Origin of the sequence: Pseudomonas sp. NY15364, assembly GCF_048068235.1 — a bacterium.
GTDB classification, from domain to species: domain Bacteria; phylum Pseudomonadota; class Gammaproteobacteria; order Pseudomonadales; family Pseudomonadaceae; genus Aquipseudomonas; species Aquipseudomonas mendocina_D.
The window spans coordinates 110,085-126,670 of record NZ_JBLUPX010000010.1 but is presented as its reverse complement, the minus strand read 5'-3'; the positions used below and the strand labels follow the sequence as shown (position 1 = coordinate 126,670).

The following is a 16,586-nucleotide window of genomic DNA, read 5'->3' as shown; positions in this document are numbered from 1 at the left end:
GCCCGTATGAGGCATGACGCCATGAGCACGCGCATCTCCACCTCGCAGATGTTTCAGACCAGCATCTCCGGCTATCAGAAAGGTTACGCCGAGATCGTCAAGACCCAGCAGCAGATCTCCAGTGGCGTGCGCATCCAGACCCCCGCGGACGATCCGGTCGGCGCCGCGCGCCTGTTGCAACTGGAACAGCAGCAGGCCCAGCTCGAACAGTACAGCGCCAACATGACCACGGCCACCAACTCGCTGACCCAGCAGGAGGCCCTGCTCAATACGGCGAATAACCTGCTGCAGCGCGCCCGCGAGTTAGCGGTCTCCTCCGGTAGCGGTTCGTATTCTGACGAGGACCGCAGCTCGGTTGCCAGTGAGCTGGATCAGATCACCGGGCAGCTTTTGGAGGTGATGAACAGCAAGGATGCCAGCGGCAACTATATTTTCGCCGGCTCCAAAACCGACGTGCAGCCGTTTGTGCTCAACCCCGATGGCTCGGTGACCTACCAGGGCGATCAGACCAGCCAGGAGCTGCAGGTGTCCAGCTCGGGTACGATGGCGATCAACGACAGTGGCTGGAGCGTGTTCGAGAACGTGATCAACGCCAGCCGCACCGAGTCGGACTTGAGCAACGACCCCAATACCGACGGCCAGCGCGTCTACCTGTCCCAAGGGCTGGTCGACAATGGTACCCAGTACGACAAGACCTTCCGCGCGGGCGAGCCCTATACCCTGGAACTGGTCAGCAGCACCCAGTTTCGCATCCTCGATAACCTCGGCAATGATGTGACCAGCGAGGCATCGTCCAACAGCGGGGTGTTCGACCCGACGGCGATTGACGGCACCACAATCAACTTTCGCGGCGCCAGTTTCGAGCTGGATGTGGCCCTGCAGGAGGCCGATGGCCAGGGTGACCTGGACAGCCTGCTGACCGGCTACAGCTTCACCTTTGGCGTGGCGGACACCGAGATCGTCACCACGCGCAGCGCCAGCAACACCTCCACCGCGCAACTGACTTCCGGCAGCGTGGTCGACCCGACCGCCTACACCACCCAGTTTCCCAGCAGCGGCGTGCAGCTTCGCTTTACCAGCGCCAGTGATTACGAGGTCTATGCCCAGCCGGTGCTGACGGGCAGCACGCCGATTGCCAGCGGCTCATTGTCGGGTACCTATCCCGAGACCATCGGCTTCGCCGGCGTGGAGCTGCAGATCAGCGCGGCACCGGCGGCGGGCGATACCTTCGTGGTGCAGGGCAAGTCGGCGGAAACCCAGAGCGTGTTCGAGACCATCGGCAACCTCAGTGCCGCGCTGAAGACCCCGGTATCCGGCGACCCTGCCGCGCAACTGGCGCTGACCGAGGCCGTGGCCTCGGCCATCAGCAACCTGGACAACGGCATGAACCAGGTGCTGGCCACCCAGGCGTCCATCGGTGCGCGGCTGAACGTCATCGACACCCTCAGCACCGAGAACGAAAGCCTGCAGATCGCCAATGCCAGCAGCCAGTCCACGATCCGCGACACCGACATGGCCGAGGCCATCTCCAAACTGGTGCTGCAAATGACCAAGATGGAGGCGGCGCAGGCATCGTTCGTGCGGATTTCGCAGTTGAGCCTGTTCAACAAGATGTGAATGTCCGTACGGTCGTATCGTGGGAAGCGAAGGGCGGGGGCGACCTGCAGGTGTTTGGGTCAACCGCAGGCGTAATCCGGGGCACGGCATTATCCCCCCGGACTATTGTTTCACTGATCCAGGGTTAGACTGGCGATACTTTTGGCGAAGTTGTCGAAGTCATCGAGGTGCCGGTTGGTGATGCTATGGACGATAGCCCAGTTGATCAGCCGATCCATGCCCGCCTCCGTATTGCGGCTGTGGCGACCTGATTGTAGGAGCGAGCTCTGCTCGCGAAAAAGCTGCGCTCGCGACGCTCGCTCCTACAGGGAGGCTCTATTCGTTCAGGCATAAAGAAACCTGATTAGCAACGATGCTCAGCCAAGCGGGTAGCCCGGATGAAATCCGGGAAAGGTCGGGCGGCATGCCAGACCGCCCCGGATTTCATCCGGGCTACAGGGTTGCGCCAGTGCCCTACCGGCGCGCGGTCAGTACGGCTGAAGCTCGTTGCCAATCAGGTAAAGAAAACGCCGCGATTCCGTACCGGCATCGCGGCGTTTTTCTTAACTGACCGGCATTAGGCTACGGACTGCTCCATACGGAACTTGATCGCTTCAACCGGGGTTGGCAGATCGACCGGGAAGTGTTTGGCTTCGTAGGCTTCGATCAGGGTCAGCATGACCTCAAAGGCGTCGCCTTCCGGGGTGCCGGGTGCCGGTTCGCAGTCAAACAGGGCGGAAACCTCTTTGAGCGCTTCTCTATACTCGCTGTCTGAACGGATCGGGCGAATGTTCATGGCGATTACTCCATCTCTCTGGCGTTAACGATGGCATACAACGGCCTCGTGGAGAAAGCCGAGATGATTTGGCGCAGGGCAATCGGGTGAAGCTTTTTCTCCCCTCTCCCATTTATGGGAGACGACTGCATGGATGCAGGAGGTAGAGCGAAGCAGGAGCCAGAGCCGACGACTGCATGGATGCAGGAGGTAGAGCGAAGCAGGAGCCAGAGCCGACGACTGCATGGATGCAGGAGGTAGAGCGAAGCAGGAGCCAGAGCCGAGGGTGTATCGGCGAGCACAGTGCTTGAACTGAGCCAATGCTTGTTTCATCAGCACATCCGTGTAAATGTGGGAACCTGTAATTTCGGAGGTCATCCCATGAGCCGCCTAACCATCGACATGACAGACCAACAGCACCAAAGCCTGAAAGCGCTGGCTGCCTTGCAGGGCAAGACCATCAAACAATACGCGCTGGAAAGGCTGTTTCCAGGTGATCTTGACGCCAATCAGGCATGGAACGAGTTGCAAGCGCTGCTCGGTACCCGCATCCACGAGGGGCTTGCTGGCAATCTGTCTACCAAGAGCATCAGCGAAATTCTTGATGAAGAACTGGCCGAGGGCCAGGCTTGACCGGCTACGTTCTCACTGCGGCGGCAGAATCCGACCTGCGTGGCATCGTCCGCTACACGCGCAAGCAATGGGGCGATGCGCAGGCACGCCGCTACATCGCTACGCTGGAACAGGGTATAGCCAGCCTCGCCGATGGTCGGGGTGCGTTCAAAGACATGAGTGTGCTTTTTCCGGCTCTACGGATGGGGCGGTACGAACATCACTACATATTCTGTCTGCTGCGTGAGGGCGCGCCTGCCTTGATCGTAGCTATTTTCCATGAGCGCATGAACCTGATGGCACGACTGGCCGACCGGCTCAAAGACTGAAGGGCGACGATGCTCAGCCAAGCGGGTAGCCCGGATGAAATCCGGGAAAGGTCGGGCGGCATGCCAAACCGCCCCGGATTTCATCCGGGCTACAGGGTTGCGCCTGTGCCCTGCCGGCGCGTGGTCAGTACGGCTGAAGCTCGTTGCCAATCAGGAAAAAATATTGAAAAAACGCTAAAGAATTGGCAGGGCCCGACGATAAACCCAGTGAAAGCTCTCCAGGCCATCCCGGGCGGTTGCCAAGGCCGGGAGTCGTACAAGCCCACACCACGAGGTTCACGTCATGGCTCTTACCGTCAATACCAACGTTGCATCGCTCAACACCCAGAAAAACCTGAACAAGGCTTCTGACGCCCTGTCCACCACCATGCAGCGCCTGTCCAGCGGCCTGAAGATCAACAGCGCCAAGGACGATGCCGCCGGCCTGCAGATCTCCAACCGCCTGACCAGCCAGATCAATGGTCTGAACGTGGCGGTGAAGAACGCCAGCGACGGCATCTCCATCGCCCAGACCGCCGAAGGCGCCATGCAGGAGTCCACCAACATCCTGCAGCGTATGCGCGAGCTGGCCCTGCAGTCGGCCAACGGCTCGAACAGCGATGAAGACCGCGCCTCCCTGCAGCAGGAATTCAACGCCCTGTCCGGCGAACTGACCCGTATCGCCAGCACCACCACCTTCGGTGGCAAGAAGCTGCTGGACGGCTCCATGGGTAACACCAGCTTCCAGATCGGCTCCAACGCCAACGAAACCGTTTCCTTCGGTCTGAGCGATGTGAGCGCCTCTGCTCTGCGTGGCTCCTTCAGCAGCGCGACCGTTGCGGCAGGCGATCCGGCCGGTATGAGCGCCAAGGTGGTTGGGAATGTCGTCGAAGTAGGCGGTGTCGCCGGTACTCCCGGGACTGGGGCGACCGATGGTACGGGGGCTACCACCGGGACCTTCGACGGTGCTCACACCGGTACCACAATCCGAATCGATGGCGCCAACGACATCACCGTAGCTGCGAATGCTGGCTTGGCTACCATCGTAGGGCAGATCAATGCGGGTACCGCTACCCATGGCGTTCAGGCAGTTGAGAATGGTGGGCAGATCGAGTTCACCAGCAGCACTGGTAACGCAGCTATCACTGGTCTCACGGCTCTGGGCTTCGGTGCGGACGTTACCCTGACTGGCTACGACGCTGGTACCGCTGGTACTCCGGCAGTGCCGGCTGGCCCGATGACTGGTGCTTCGGTGCTGGGCGTGGCTGGCGACTTTACCGTCAATGGTGAAACCGTAACTGTTGCTGCCACTGACGATGTAGACGACATTCTCGCAGCCATCAGCACCGCTACCGATGGCGCTGTGACCGGCACTGTTTCTGGTGGCCGTATCACTCTGGAGTCCTCCAATGGTGCGCCGATCAAGCTGGCCGATGTTAACGGCAACAGCGGTCTGCTCGGTGAGCTGGGTCTGAAGGCTGGCACCACCAACGCCAAGCTGGATGCCGACACTTCGATCACCCTGAACGGCACCGAAGTGAAGCTGGCCAAGGGCAGCGACATGGAGTCGATCGTCAGTGCGATCAATACTGCCAGCACCGGTGTGACTGCCACCAACAACGCAGGTCAGCTGGGGCTTTTCTCCCAGAATGACTTCACCATTGCTGACGGCTCTGCCGGCACCGGTCTGAATGCCCTGGGCATCGCCGCCGCCGATGCTGTTGAGCATGAAGCAGTTGTTCAGGAAGCCAGCGTAGCCAACCTGGACATCACCACCGCTGACGGCGCGCAGCAGGCCATTCAGGTTCTGGACGGTGCCATGCAGCAGATCGACAGCGAGCGGGCCAAACTCGGTGCGGTGCAGAACCGTTTCGACAGCACGGTTTCCAACCTGCAGAATATCGCCGAGAATGCTTCCTCCGCCCGTAGCCGCGTACAGGATGCCGACTTCGCCGCGGAAACCGCCGAGCTGGCCAAGCAGCAGACTCTGCAACAGGCGTCCACCGCGATCCTGGCACAGGCCAACCAGTTGCCGTCCGCGGTGCTGAGCCTGCTGCAATAAGCCAATCTCTGAGGCGGTGGAGGGGGGAGTGCGCAAGCCTTCCCCCTTTGCCCATTGCGAGGTGCTCTCATGACCATTACAAGCGTTACGCCAATTGGCAGCCTGACGCCATCGGCGCGCCAGGTAGCCGGGGCGGCCGTCGAGCGGCCACGGCAGTCGGGCGAGAATCCCCAGGCGGCCGAGGCCGTGGCGAACGTACCGCGCGAGCAACTGGAGTCGGCGGTGGCGAGCATGCAGAGCGCCATGCAGTCGATTCGCCGCGACATCAATTTCCAGGTCGACGACAGCACCGGCCGGGTGGTGGTGCAGGTCGTCGATGGCGGTTCCGGCGAAGTGGTTCGGCAGATTCCCTCCGAGGTGGCCTTGAGTCTGGCGGCGCGCCTGGAGGACATGCGCAGCCAGCTGTTTCGCGAAGAGGCGTGATTTTCACAGGCGTGAGCCTGCGGTGAACGGGTTCGCGAATAAATTCGCTGCTACACAGGTTGAGTGACTGGCTCGTTAATTGCTGGGCAGTGGCAGGGCGTCAATAATTCGTTGCGAGGAGGTCGACATGTCAGGCACCACTATTTCCGGTCTGGGTACAGGGCTGGATATCGACGGCATGGTGACCGCCATCGCCGATGCGGAAAAGGCGCCCAAGCAGGCGCAGATCGACCGGCTGACGACCAAGACGGAAACCAGCCTCTCGGCCGTGGGTACGCTGACCAGCGCGGTCGAGACGTTCGAAGCCTCGCTGACCGCCCTGGAGAGTTCCTCCAGCAGCTTCGAAGGGCTCGGCGTGCAGTCCTCCGCCGATGGCGTGGCCAGCGCCACTGCTGGCGCGGGCGCGGTTCCCGGCAGTTACGAGGTGGAGGTGATCAGCCTGGCCAGTTCGTCGAAAGTGGCCAGTGCCAGCCTGGAGGGCGGTGCTTCCACGACCTTCGATTCCGGCGGCACGCTGACCATCGACGTCGGCGACAACGCCTCCTATGAGGTTCAGGTCGCGCCGGGGGCTTCGCTGACGGAAATCCGCGATGCGATCAACTCCCAGCTTTCCGCCACTGCGGGCATCAGCGCCAACATCATCACCGATGCCAGTGGCGCGCGCCTGGTACTGTCCTCGGAGGTCACCGGGGAGGGCACCGACCTGTATGTGAAGGGCACGGGGGATCTGGCGGCGCTGAACATCAACGTCGATGAGGACGGCAATCACGACCTTACCCAGCAGTCGGGCACCGGGGCTGGCTCCATCACCCTGGCCAGCAATGCTTCCTACAAGATCGACGGCCTGGAGCTGAGCAGCTCCACCAACACCGTCACGGCGCTGAGCGGCCTGAGCATCAAGCTGACGGCCGAGGGCACCACCACCCTGACCGTGGCGCCCAATACCGAGGGCTTGAAAACCTCCATCGAGGCTTTCGTCAGTGCCTACAACAACCTGATCACCGTCACCGATGCCTTGACCCGGGTAACCACCAGCGAAGACGAGACGAGTACCGATGCCGGCGCGCTGGTGGGCGACGCCCTGGTTCGCTCGCTGCTCGGTTCGATACGCAACGAACTGGTACAGCCCTCGACCGGCAGCGGTGAGCTGAGCGTTCTGGCGCAACTGGGCGTGACCACCAACAAGGACGGTACGCTGTCGATCGACGATGCCAAGCTGAGCAGCGCGCTGGAGACCCACTACGATGAGGTTCAGGCGTTCTTCGTCGGCGACGACGGGTTGATTCCGCGCCTGAAATCGGTCACCGAGCCTTACACGGCACCCGGAGGGCTGCTGGCCGGTCGCACCGAGTCGCTGCAAAAGACCATGACGCAATTGAGCGAGCAGCAGCAGGCGCTGGATCGGCGCATCGATTCGCTGACCACCTCGCTGTACACCAAGTACAACAACATGGATATCCTGGTGGCGCAGTTGAATGCAAGCAGCGCGAGCCTTCTGAGCACGCTCGAGGCGCTGAACAATTCCAACAAAAAATGAGTGTCAGGGAGAGCCGCCGCTGTGCGGCTTCCAGCCTAAAGATTCCCGATTGCCGGCCGATAGCCTGTCAAGTCCACGCAGTGACTTGGTTATCGAGGAGCAGTCGTCATGTATGCAGCGTCCGCGCTCAGGCAGTATCAGCAGGTCAGTACCCAGTCCCAGCTTGCCGAGGCCAGCCCCCATCGCTTGATCCAGATGTTGTTCGAAGGCGCCCTGGATCGCCTGGCGCAGGCCCAGGGCGCGCTTGCCCGTGGCCAGGTCGCCGAGAAGGGGCTGCTGATCGGCAAGGTGATCGGGATCGTCGGTGGCCTGCGCGAGGGGTTGGACAAGGGCCAGGGGGGCGAGTTGGCGCAGCACCTCGATGGGCTCTATGAATACATGATTCGGCAGTTGGCCCAGGCCAACCTGAAAAACGATGAGGCGATCCTGCGTCAGGTGGCGCAATTGCTGCGTGAATTGAAAGAAGGCTGGGATGGCATTGCTTGAGGGCCGTGCCGGACAATCCGGGAGAAAATCATGAGTTCGTCTGTCCAGCGTCTGGAAGAAACCGGCTGCGCACTGCGCGATGCCCTGCTCAGGCAGGACTGGGTGGCCATCGGCAAGTTGGATCTGCAATGCCGCCAGGCGGTCGATGCGGCCATGCACGAGGGGGGCGATGAGGCGCGCCTGCGCGACAGCATGCAGGAGCTGCTGCTGCTCTACCGCGAGCTGGTTACGCTGTGCACGGCCGAGCGCAAACGCCTTGGCGATGAGCTGGTGCAGATCAACCAGGCTCGCCAGGGGGCCAAGGTCTATCAGTTGTTCGGCTGATTGTCATGGCTAGCGCAGGTTTCTGCCCCCTCTCCCGCTTGCGGGAGAGGGCTGGGGAGAGGGGAGAAAAAGCTGCCCTGCTGCATCGGTAGGGCGGGTGCAACCGCAGCGAGTACGGGAACGCCACAGGAAATCACGCCATAAATTTGACTGAGTCCAATTTTTTGACTTTACTAGTGGCAAGTTGCCGGTGTGCGCCGAAGAACTGGCGTGCAATTTCCCTAACTCCTCGGGTCAGACAAGCACAAGATGTGGCGTGAAACCAAAATCCTGTTGATCGATGACAATGCTGCGCGCCGCCACGAACTGGCGATCATTCTGAGCTTTCTCGGGGAGGAGCATCTGGCCTGTACAAGCCAGGACTGGCGCAGTGCCGTGGCTGGGCTTGAGTCCAGTCGCGAGGTGCTGAGTGTCTTGCTGGGCGATGTCGAGGCCAAGGGCGGCGCGCTTGAACTGACCAAGCAGCTTGCCGGGTGGGATGAGTTTCTGCCCTTGCTGACGGTGGGTGATGTCAGTATTGCCGAGTGGCCGGAAGACTTGCGTCGGCGCGTGCTGGCCAGTCTGGAGACGCCGCTCAGTTATAACAAGTTGCTCGACTCGCTGCATCGCGCCCAGGTCTACCGTGAAATGTACGACCAGGCCCGTGATCGTGGTCGGCAGCGTGAGCCCAATCTGTTCCGTAGCCTGGTGGGTACCAGTCGCGCCATTCAGCAGGTGCGACAGATGATGCAGCAGGTGGCCGATACCGAGGCCAGCGTGCTGATCCTCGGTGAGTCCGGAACTGGCAAGGAAGTTGTAGCGCGCAATCTGCATTATCACTCCAAGCGTCGCGAGGCACCCTTCGTGCCGGTCAACTGCGGCGCCATTCCGGCCGAGTTGCTGGAGAGCGAGCTGTTCGGTCACGAGAAGGGCGCCTTCACCGGCGCCATCACTAGCCGGGCAGGGCGCTTCGAGCTGGCCAACGGCGGTACGCTATTTCTCGACGAGATCGGTGACATGCCGCTGCCGATGCAGGTCAAGCTGCTGCGCGTGCTGCAGGAACGGACCTTCGAGCGGGTCGGCAGCAACAAGACGCAGACCGCCGATGTGCGCATCATCGCTGCCACGCACAAGAACCTGGAGAAGATGATCGAGGACGGCAGTTTCCGCGAGGATCTGTATTACCGCCTCAACGTCTTCCCCATCGAGATGGCGCCGCTGCGCGAGCGTATCGAAGATATCCCGCTGCTGATGAACGAGCTGATCTCGCGCATGGAGCACGAGAAGCGCGGCTCCATTCGCTTCAACTCGGCCGCCATTATGTCGCTGTGCCGTCATGACTGGGCGGGCAACGTACGTGAGTTGGCCAACCTGGTCGAGCGCATGGCGATCATGCATCCCTACGGGGTGATCGGGGTGGGCGAGTTGCCGAAGAAGTTCCGTCATGTCGATGACGAGGATGAGCAGCTTGCGGCCAGTCTGCGTGATGAAATGGAAGAGCGCGCTGCGATCATGGCCGGTTTGCCGGGCCTCGATACGCCAGCCATGCTGCCGCCGGAGGGGCTGGATCTGAAGGATTATCTGGGCAACCTGGAGCAGGGTCTTATCCAGCAGGCGCTGGATGATGCTGGTGGTGTGGTGGCGCGCGCTGCTGAGCGCCTGCGGATTCGCCGTACCACGCTGGTCGAGAAGATGCGCAAGTACGGCATGAGCCGCCGCGAAGAGGATGGCCAGGACGAGGATTGATTCCTTAGCCTCAGGCTAAGGAAACTCTGGAAAACTCGTCATTCCCGCGCAGGCGGGAATCCAGAACCTGCGAAACTCCTGGGCTCCCGCCTTCGCGGGAGTGACGGTAAGTAACTTTTTCAGAATATCCGTAACGCCGCAAAGAAAGCCGGAGCTTTGACGCAAGCTCCGGCTTTGTTTTTTCAAGTATTTGAAAAATAAGAACAAAAAAGTAGGCACGGGGATTGCTAAAGCTCTTGTATCTGACCGTCTTCTGACGGTACGTCGTACGAGAGAAGCAGATGGAAGCCAACCTTCGTCCTACCGAGTCAGCCGAGCCAAGCGGCTCCGCACCGCTCGAACAAGCCAGCCGCGCGGGACTGGAGCAGGCCTTTGCCCTGTTCAATCAGATGTCCAATCAGCTCAGCGAGTCCTACAGCCTGCTTGAGGCGCGGGTCAATGAGCTGAAGGGGCAACTGGCGCTGGTCAGTGCACAGCGCATGCAGGAACTGGCGGAGAAGGAGCGCCTGGCCCATCGTCTGCAAAGCCTGCTGGATCTGTTGCCTGGCGGTGTGATCGTCATCGACGGTCAGGGCGTCGTGCGCGAGGCCAACCCCGTGGCGCGTGCGCTGCTCGGCCAGCCCCTGGTGGGCATGCTCTGGCGTCAGGTGATCGCACGCAACTTTGCCCCGCGCGAAGACGATGGTCATGAAATTTCCATGCGCGACGGCCGCCGTCTGTCCATTGCCACGCGTTCCCTGCACGGGGAGCCGGGGCAGCTTGTGCTACTGACCGACCTGACGGAAACCCGTCGCCTGCAGGATCAGCTTTCTCGCCATGAACGGCTATCGGCGCTGGGGCGCATGGTCGCCTCCCTGGCCCATCAGATCCGTACACCACTTTCCGCAGCGTTGCTCTACGCAAGCCATCTAAATGAACAGGTGCTGCCGGCCGAACAACAGCAGCGTTTCGCTGGGCGTTTGAAGGAGCGTTTGCACGAGCTGGAAAATCAGGTGCGCGACATGCTGATCTTTGCCCGTGGCGAGCTGCCGTTGCCGGATCGTCTGTCGCCGCCTGTCTTGTTCGACGCGCTGCGTGCTGCTGCCGATGCCCATGTGGGTGATATGGCCGTGCGCTGGCAGTGCGATGTGCGTGACGGCGAACTGCTGTGCAACCGTGACACGTTGGTCGGCACTGTGCTCAATCTGATCGATAACGCCATACAAGCGGCTGGGCGCGATGCGCGTCTGAAGGTCCATCTGTACCGCCGCGACAACCAGTTGCGCCTGTGCGTCAGTGACAATGGGCCCGGTATGAATCAGGAAACCCTGGCGCGCCTGGGGGAGCCGTTTTTCACCACCAAGACTACCGGGACCGGCCTCGGCCTGGCCGTGGTCAAGGCTGTGGCGCGCGCCCACCAGGGCCAGTTGCTGCTGCAATCGCGTGCGGGTCGTGGTACCTGCGCCATCGTTTCTCTGCCGCTGCTTGATGCGGCGTCTCACTCGAATCAGGAGTAACCCATGGCTGCCAAAGTCCTGCTGGTTGAAGACGATCGCGCCCTGCGCGAAGCCCTGGCCGATACCCTGTGCCTGGGCGGGCATGATTATCGGGCGGTCGATTGCGCCGAGGCGGCGTTGGTCGCGTTGACCGAAGAGCCGTTCGGGCTGGTGGTCAGCGACGTCAACATGCCGGGTATGGATGGTCATCAACTGCTGGCGCAGATTCGTAGTCGTTATCCGCAACTGCCGGTATTGCTGATGACGGCCTTCGGCGCGGTGGAGCGGGCGGTGGATGCCATCCGCCAGGGCGCCGCTGATTATCTGGTCAAGCCGTTCGAGCCGCGCACGCTGCTGGAGCTGGTGGCCAAGCACGCTCTCGGTAAATTGACGGCGGGGGATTGCGATGGTCCGGTAGCGCTCGAGCCGGCCAGCGTGCAGCTGTTGGAGTTGGCGTCACGCGTGGCGCAGAGTGATTCGACGGTGATGATCACGGGTGAGTCGGGGACCGGTAAGGAGGTGCTGGCGCGTTATATCCATCAGCAGTCGCCGCGCGCCTCTGGGCCTTTCATCGCCATCAACTGTGCGGCGATTCCCGACAACATGCTCGAGGCCACGTTGTTCGGGCATGAGAAGGGCGCATTCACTGGTGCGGTCACCGCTCAGCCCGGCAAGTTCGAGTTGGCCGACGGTGGCACCATCCTGCTCGACGAGATTTCCGAAATGCCGCTGGGGCTGCAGGCCAAGTTGCTGCGTGTGCTGCAGGAGCGTGAGGTGGAACGGGTCGGGGCGCGCAAGCCAATCAACCTGGATATTCGCGTGCTGGCCACCAGCAACCGTGACTTGGCTAGCGAGGTTGCCGCAGGACGCTTCCGCGAGGACCTCTATTATCGACTGTCGGTCTTCCCCTTGGCCTGGCGGCCGTTGCGTGAGCGGCCTGCCGACATTCTGCCGCTGGCCGAGCGGCTGCTGGCCAAGCACGTCAAAAAAATGAATCAGGCGCCGGTGCGTTTGTCCGAGTCCGCTGCGCAGAGCCTGGTACAGCATCAGTGGCCGGGCAATGTGCGCGAACTGGACAACGCCATTCAACGCGCATTGATCCTGCAGCAGGGGGGGGTGATTCAGGCGCAGGATCTGTGCCTGCATGCGCCCATCGGCCAATCGGTGCAGGGTACGGCACCGCGCCTGGCCGTGGTGCCGAGCGTGGCGCCGCCAATGGCGCAACCGGTTGAGTCGCCGGGTGCGGTCGATGCCGGCGCGCTGGGCGAGGATCTTCGCCGTCGCGAGTTTCAGGTGATCATCGATACCCTGCGTGCCGAGCGCGGTCGCCGCAAGGAGGCCGCCGAACGCCTGGGGATCAGCCCGCGCACCCTGCGATACAAGCTGGCGCAGATGCGAGATGCGGGGATGGATGTCGAGGCTTATCTGTACGCCAGTTAGTTTTGCCTAGTTGTGCGGGGGAGAGGAGATACCGCTGACAGGGTGGCCTGGGTCCCCGCCTTCGCGGGGATGACGATGATAGAAAAACCGAGGTCATCCCCGCGAAGGCGGGGATCCAGCCGCGGTGCTAAGGTTGTCCTGGCTTGTAGGAGAGCGATTTTTCGTTCGGGCTCAAATCAATCGCTGAATAGCCCTTCATACCTATGGAGGCCCCAATCTGCAAAGGACTGCAGCATGAAACAACCCGCCGTTTACATTATGGCCAGTCAGCGTAATGGCACGCTCTGTACCGGAGTTACAGCGGATCTGCTGCGGCGTGTCTGGCAGCATAGAGAGGGAGCCGTTGAGGGCTTTACACTCCGCTATGGAGTGAAGTTGCTGGTGTGGTACGAGCAGCATGAAAGTATGAGTGGCGCGATAGCCAGGGAGAAGGCGATCAAGAAATGGAATCGTGCCTGGAAGCTGCGCCTGATCGAAGAGCGAAATCCGCAATGGCTCGATCTTTGGTCAGAGATTGTTGGCGATTCTTCTCTTGCTGCTGGGTCCCCGCCTTCGCTGGGATGACGGTGGCTACCCCATCTATCTGCGTGTTCCCGATCTGATTCCCATAAGCTGCTTTGTTGGCACCCTTGTTGCAAATACCCCTGCATAGCGCCGCTAGTGTCAAAAAGCGGGCAGTGGAGGAAGTCATGAGCCAAGGTGTCGAATTCAATCGCTTGATGCTGGAAATGCGTTCCATGCAGGCTGAGGCCATGGCGCGTCAGAAGCCTGCTGCGAGCGAGCCAGTGCAAGGGGCGCCGAGTTTCTCGGAAATGCTCGGCCAGGCGGTGAATAAGGTCAACGAGACCCAGCAGGCTTCCAATAAACTGGCGACCGCATTCGAGATGGGGCAGAGCGGGGTCGATCTCACCGATGTGATGATCGCCTCGCAGAAAGCCAGCGTATCCTTCCAGGCCATGACCCAGGTGCGTAACAAGCTGGTCCAGGCTTATCAAGACATCATGCAGATGCCGGTCTGAGGATTGATTCATGGCTGAAGCAGTAGTAGCAAACGTACCGGCCAAGGCCGAGTCAGGCGAGCCGAAGAAGCCCCTGCTGGGCCTTAGCTTCCTGGAAAATCTCGCCGAGATGTCGGTGCTGCGTCAGCTCGGCCTGTTGGTCGGTCTGGCTGCCAGCGTGGCTATCGGTTTTGCCGTGGTGCTCTGGTCGCAGCAGCCGGACTATCGCCCGCTCTATGGCAGCCTCAATGGAATGGACGCCACTCAGGTGGTGGAAACCCTCAGCGCTGCGGGTATCAACTACACCGTCGAGCCCAACTCCGGCGCGTTGCTGGTCAAGGCCGACGATCTGAGCCGTGCGCGTATGCGCCTGGCTGCCGCTGGCGTGGCGCCGACCGATAACAGCGTCGGTTTTGAAATTCTCGACCGTGAGCAGGGTCTGGGTACCAGCCAGTTCATGGAGGCAACCCGTTATCGCCGCGGCCTTGAGGGCGAGTTGGCGCGCACGGTGGCCAGCCTCAATAACGTCAAAGCAGCGCGCGTGCATCTGGCGATGCCCAAGGCTTCCGTTTTCGTACGTGACGAGCGTAAGCCGTCTGCCTCGGTGCTTGTCGAGCTTTACCCGGGACGTGGGTTGGAGCCCAGTCAGGTCATGGCGATCGTCAATCTGGTGGCGACCAGTGTGCCTGAGCTGGACAAGGGTCAAGTCACGGTGGTCGACCAGAAGGGCAATCTGCTTTCCGATCAGCAGGAGCTGTCTGAGCTGAGCATGGCTGGCAAGCAGTTCGACTACACCCGCCGTATGGAAACGCTATTCACCCAGCGTGTGCACAATATTCTGCAGCCGGTGCTGGGTACCGGTCGCTACAAGGCCGAAGTGTCGGCTGATGTGGATTTCAGCTCGGTTGAATCCACTTCCGAAATGTTCAATCCGGATCAACCCGCGCTGCGCAGCGAGCAACAGGTCAACGAACAGCGTCAGAGCAGTCTGCCGCCGCAAGGCGTGCCGGGCGCGCTGTCCAATCAACCACCGGGCCCGGCTGCCGCTCCGCAGCAGGCTGCAGGCGCTGCCGCTCCGGCCGGTCCGATAGCGGCTGGTCAGCCGCTGGTCGATGCCAACGGTCAGCAGATCATGGATCCGGCAACCGGCCAGCCGATGCTCGCCCCGTATCCGGCCGACAAGCGTGAGCAGTCCACTCGTAATTTCGAGCTGGACCGTTCCATCAGCTACACCCGTCAGCAGCAGGGGCGCCTGCGTCGTCTGTCGGTGGCGGTGGTGGTGGACGACCAGGTACGTGTCGACCCGGCCACCGGCGAAAGCAGCCGGGTGCCTTGGACCGCCGATGACCTGGCGCGCTTCACTCGTCTGGTTCAGGATTCGGTGGGCTTCGATGCCAGTCGCGGCGATAGCGTCAGCGTGATCAACACGGCGTTCACCGCGTCGATGGGCGAGGAAATTCCGGATATTCCGTTTTACACCCAGCCCTGGTTCTGGGACATCGTCAAGCAGGTGCTTGGCGTCCTGTTCATCCTGGTGCTGGTGTTCGGCGTGTTGCGTCCTGTGCTCAACAACATCACCGGCGGTGGCAGGGGCAAGGAGCTGGCAGGCTCCGGTGATGTGGAGCTTGGCTCGATGGCAGGTCTGGATGGCGAGCTGTCCGATGACCGTGTCAGCCTTGGCGGCCCGCAGAGCATCATGTTGCCTAGCCCTAGTGAGGGGTATGATGCGCAACTGAACGCTATCAAGAGCCTAGTGGCGGAAGACCCTGGCCGCGTCGCCCAGGTCGTGAAAGAGTGGATCAACGCCGATGAGTGACAATCGCACTGCTACCAAGCTGAACAAGGTCGACAAGGCCGCGATTCTGCTGCTTTCGCTGGGCGAAACCGATGCCGCGCAGGTGTTGCGTCACCTCGGGCCGAAAGAGGTGCAGCGCGTCGGTGTGGCCATGGCTGGCATGCGTAACATTCATCGCGAGCAGGTCGAGCAGGTAATGGCCGAGTTCGTCGATATCGTCGGCGACCAGACCAGCCTCGGCGTAGGTTCCGATGCCTACATTCGCAAGATGCTCACCTCTGCGCTGGGTGAGGATAAGGCTGGTAATCTGATCGACCGCATCCTGCTGGGCGGCAGCACCAGTGGCCTGGACAGCCTCAAGTGGATGGAGCCGCGTGCTGTTGCCGACGTGATTCGCTACGAGCACCCGCAGATCCAGGCCATCGTCGTCGCCTATCTCGATCCGGACCAGGCCGGCGAAGTGCTCAGCCATTTCGACCACAAGGTGCGCCTAGACATCATCCTGCGCGTGTCCTCGCTCAATACCGTGCAGCCGTCCGCGCTCAGGGAACTCAACCAGATCCTGGAGAAGCAGTTCTCCGGCAGCGCCAACACCACGCGCGCCGCCATGGGCGGCGTCAAGCGTGCGGCGGACATCATGAACTTCCTCGACAGCTCGGTGGAAGGTCAACTGATGGACTCCATCCGCGAAGTGGACGAAGACCTGTCGACACAGATCGAAGACCTCATGTTCGTTTTCGACAACCTGGCCGATGTCGACGACCGTGGCATCCAGGCGCTGATGCGCGAGGTCTCGTCCGAGGTGCTGGTACTGGCGCTCAAGGGGGCCGACGAGGCGATCAAGGACAAGGTGTTCAAGAACATGTCCAAACGTGCGGCCGAGTTGCTGCGTGACGACCTGGAGGCCAAAGGGCCGGTGCGCGTCAGCGATGTCGAAGGGGCGCAGAAGGAAATTCTCACCATCGCCCGGCGCATGGCCGAAGCCGGAGAGATCGTGCTTGGCGGCAAGGGCGGCGAGGAGATGGTCTAA

General features: G+C 61.4%; 15 protein-coding genes and 1 pseudogene. 15 read left to right on the top strand and 1 reads right to left on the bottom strand.

Annotated features, from left to right (window positions below):
* The first annotated feature begins 21 nt into the window (after positions 1-21).
* Positions 22-1,617 (top strand): flagellar hook-associated protein 3, encoded by a 1,596-nt coding sequence (locus tag ACNFCJ_RS11290; protein ID WP_003460709.1) that lies wholly within the window; start codon positions 22-24, stop codon positions 1,615-1,617.
* A 565-nt stretch (positions 1,618-2,182) separates the two neighbouring features.
* Here ACNFCJ_RS11290 and ACNFCJ_RS11285 read toward each other — a convergent pair.
* A pseudogene (locus ACNFCJ_RS11285) lies at positions 2,183-2,392 on the bottom strand (helix-turn-helix domain-containing protein); the annotation flags it as partial.
* A 360-nt stretch (positions 2,393-2,752) separates the two neighbouring features.
* Here ACNFCJ_RS11285 and ACNFCJ_RS11280 point away from each other — a divergent pair.
* The 14 genes from ACNFCJ_RS11280 to fliG all read left to right on the top strand — a co-directional run bounded on the left by ACNFCJ_RS11280 (position 2,753) and on the right by fliG (position 16,586).
* Positions 2,753-3,004 (top strand): antitoxin, encoded by a 252-nt coding sequence (locus ACNFCJ_RS11280; protein ID WP_003460711.1) that lies wholly within the window; start codon positions 2,753-2,755, stop codon positions 3,002-3,004.
* Positions 3,001-3,312, top strand: coding sequence for a type II toxin-antitoxin system RelE/ParE family toxin (locus tag ACNFCJ_RS11275; protein WP_003460712.1), 312 nt, complete (start codon positions 3,001-3,003; stop codon positions 3,310-3,312). Before ACNFCJ_RS11280 ends, ACNFCJ_RS11275 begins: the two co-directional genes overlap by 4 nt.
* A 283-nt stretch (positions 3,313-3,595) precedes the next feature.
* Positions 3,596-5,353 (top strand): flagellin, encoded by a 1,758-nt coding sequence (locus tag ACNFCJ_RS11270; protein WP_416771393.1) that lies wholly within the window; start codon positions 3,596-3,598, stop codon positions 5,351-5,353.
* A 69-nt stretch (positions 5,354-5,422) separates the two neighbouring features.
* Positions 5,423-5,776 carry a flagellar protein FlaG gene (locus ACNFCJ_RS11265; protein WP_125868443.1) on the top strand — a complete coding sequence of 118 codons (354 nt, stop codon included), beginning with the start codon at positions 5,423-5,425 and terminating at the stop codon, positions 5,774-5,776.
* A gap of 127 nt (positions 5,777-5,903) precedes the next feature.
* Positions 5,904-7,313, top strand: a complete 1,410-nt coding sequence (fliD, locus tag ACNFCJ_RS11260; protein ID WP_416771391.1) for a flagellar filament capping protein FliD — start codon at positions 5,904-5,906, stop codon at positions 7,311-7,313.
* Positions 7,314-7,421: 108 nt separating this feature from the next.
* Entirely contained in the window at positions 7,422-7,799 is a 378-nt protein-coding gene (gene fliS, locus ACNFCJ_RS11255; protein ID WP_003460718.1) for a flagellar export chaperone FliS, read from the top strand.
* Between the two features lie 30 nt (positions 7,800-7,829).
* Positions 7,830-8,123: a flagellar protein FliT gene (gene fliT, locus ACNFCJ_RS11250; protein WP_003460719.1), complete on the top strand. Its 294-nt coding sequence runs from the start codon at positions 7,830-7,832 to the stop codon at positions 8,121-8,123.
* 249 nt (positions 8,124-8,372) lie between these two features.
* Positions 8,373-9,848, top strand: a complete 1,476-nt coding sequence (locus tag ACNFCJ_RS11245; protein ID WP_279916249.1) for a sigma-54 dependent transcriptional regulator — start codon at positions 8,373-8,375, stop codon at positions 9,846-9,848.
* Between the two features lie 281 nt (positions 9,849-10,129).
* A complete protein-coding gene (locus ACNFCJ_RS11240; protein WP_416771390.1) occupies positions 10,130-11,344 on the top strand; it encodes a sensor histidine kinase in 1,215 nt (404 codons plus the stop codon).
* A gap of 3 nt (positions 11,345-11,347) precedes the next feature.
* Positions 11,348-12,763, top strand: a complete 1,416-nt coding sequence (gene fleR / locus ACNFCJ_RS11235; RefSeq protein WP_416771389.1) for a sigma-54-dependent response regulator transcription factor FleR — start codon at positions 11,348-11,350, stop codon at positions 12,761-12,763.
* Between the two features lie 234 nt (positions 12,764-12,997).
* Entirely contained in the window at positions 12,998-13,327 is a 330-nt protein-coding gene (locus tag ACNFCJ_RS11230; RefSeq protein WP_416771387.1) for a GIY-YIG nuclease family protein, read from the top strand.
* A 125-nt stretch (positions 13,328-13,452) separates the two neighbouring features.
* Entirely contained in the window at positions 13,453-13,782 is a 330-nt protein-coding gene (gene fliE, locus ACNFCJ_RS11225) for a flagellar hook-basal body complex protein FliE (protein WP_013714978.1), read from the top strand.
* A 10-nt stretch (positions 13,783-13,792) separates the two neighbouring features.
* Positions 13,793-15,577: a flagellar basal-body MS-ring/collar protein FliF gene (gene fliF / locus ACNFCJ_RS11220; RefSeq protein WP_416771386.1), complete on the top strand. Its 1,785-nt coding sequence runs from the start codon at positions 13,793-13,795 to the stop codon at positions 15,575-15,577.
* Positions 15,570-16,586, top strand: coding sequence for a flagellar motor switch protein FliG (gene fliG, locus ACNFCJ_RS11215; RefSeq protein ID WP_143506669.1), 1,017 nt, complete (start codon positions 15,570-15,572; stop codon positions 16,584-16,586). Before fliF ends, fliG begins: the two co-directional genes overlap by 8 nt.

Excerpts from the sequence above, each read along its gene's own strand:
- fliD (WP_416771391.1), top strand. The coding sequence starts at position 5,904 with ATGTCAGGCACCACTATTTCCGGTCTGGGTACAGGGCTGGATATCGAC.
- ACNFCJ_RS11270 (WP_416771393.1), top strand. The coding sequence starts at position 3,596 with ATGGCTCTTACCGTCAATACCAACGTTGCATCGCTCAACACCCAGAAA.
- fliS (WP_003460718.1), top strand. The coding sequence starts at position 7,422 with ATGTATGCAGCGTCCGCGCTCAGGCAGTATCAGCAGGTCAGTACCCAG.
- ACNFCJ_RS11240 (WP_416771390.1), top strand. The coding sequence starts at position 10,130 with ATGGAAGCCAACCTTCGTCCTACCGAGTCAGCCGAGCCAAGCGGCTCC.
- ACNFCJ_RS11245 (WP_279916249.1), top strand. The coding sequence starts at position 8,373 with ATGTGGCGTGAAACCAAAATCCTGTTGATCGATGACAATGCTGCGCGC.
- ACNFCJ_RS11265 (WP_125868443.1), top strand. The coding sequence starts at position 5,423 with ATGACCATTACAAGCGTTACGCCAATTGGCAGCCTGACGCCATCGGCG.
- fliF (WP_416771386.1), top strand. The coding sequence starts at position 13,793 with ATGGCTGAAGCAGTAGTAGCAAACGTACCGGCCAAGGCCGAGTCAGGC.
- fleR (WP_416771389.1), top strand. The coding sequence starts at position 11,348 with ATGGCTGCCAAAGTCCTGCTGGTTGAAGACGATCGCGCCCTGCGCGAA.
- fliT (WP_003460719.1), top strand. The coding sequence starts at position 7,830 with ATGAGTTCGTCTGTCCAGCGTCTGGAAGAAACCGGCTGCGCACTGCGC.
- fliE (WP_013714978.1), top strand. The coding sequence starts at position 13,453 with ATGAGCCAAGGTGTCGAATTCAATCGCTTGATGCTGGAAATGCGTTCC.
- fliG (WP_143506669.1), top strand. The coding sequence starts at position 15,570 with ATGAGTGACAATCGCACTGCTACCAAGCTGAACAAGGTCGACAAGGCC.
- ACNFCJ_RS11280 (WP_003460711.1), top strand. The coding sequence starts at position 2,753 with ATGAGCCGCCTAACCATCGACATGACAGACCAACAGCACCAAAGCCTG.
- ACNFCJ_RS11290 (WP_003460709.1), top strand. The coding sequence starts at position 22 with ATGAGCACGCGCATCTCCACCTCGCAGATGTTTCAGACCAGCATCTCC.
- ACNFCJ_RS11230 (WP_416771387.1), top strand. The coding sequence starts at position 12,998 with ATGAAACAACCCGCCGTTTACATTATGGCCAGTCAGCGTAATGGCACG.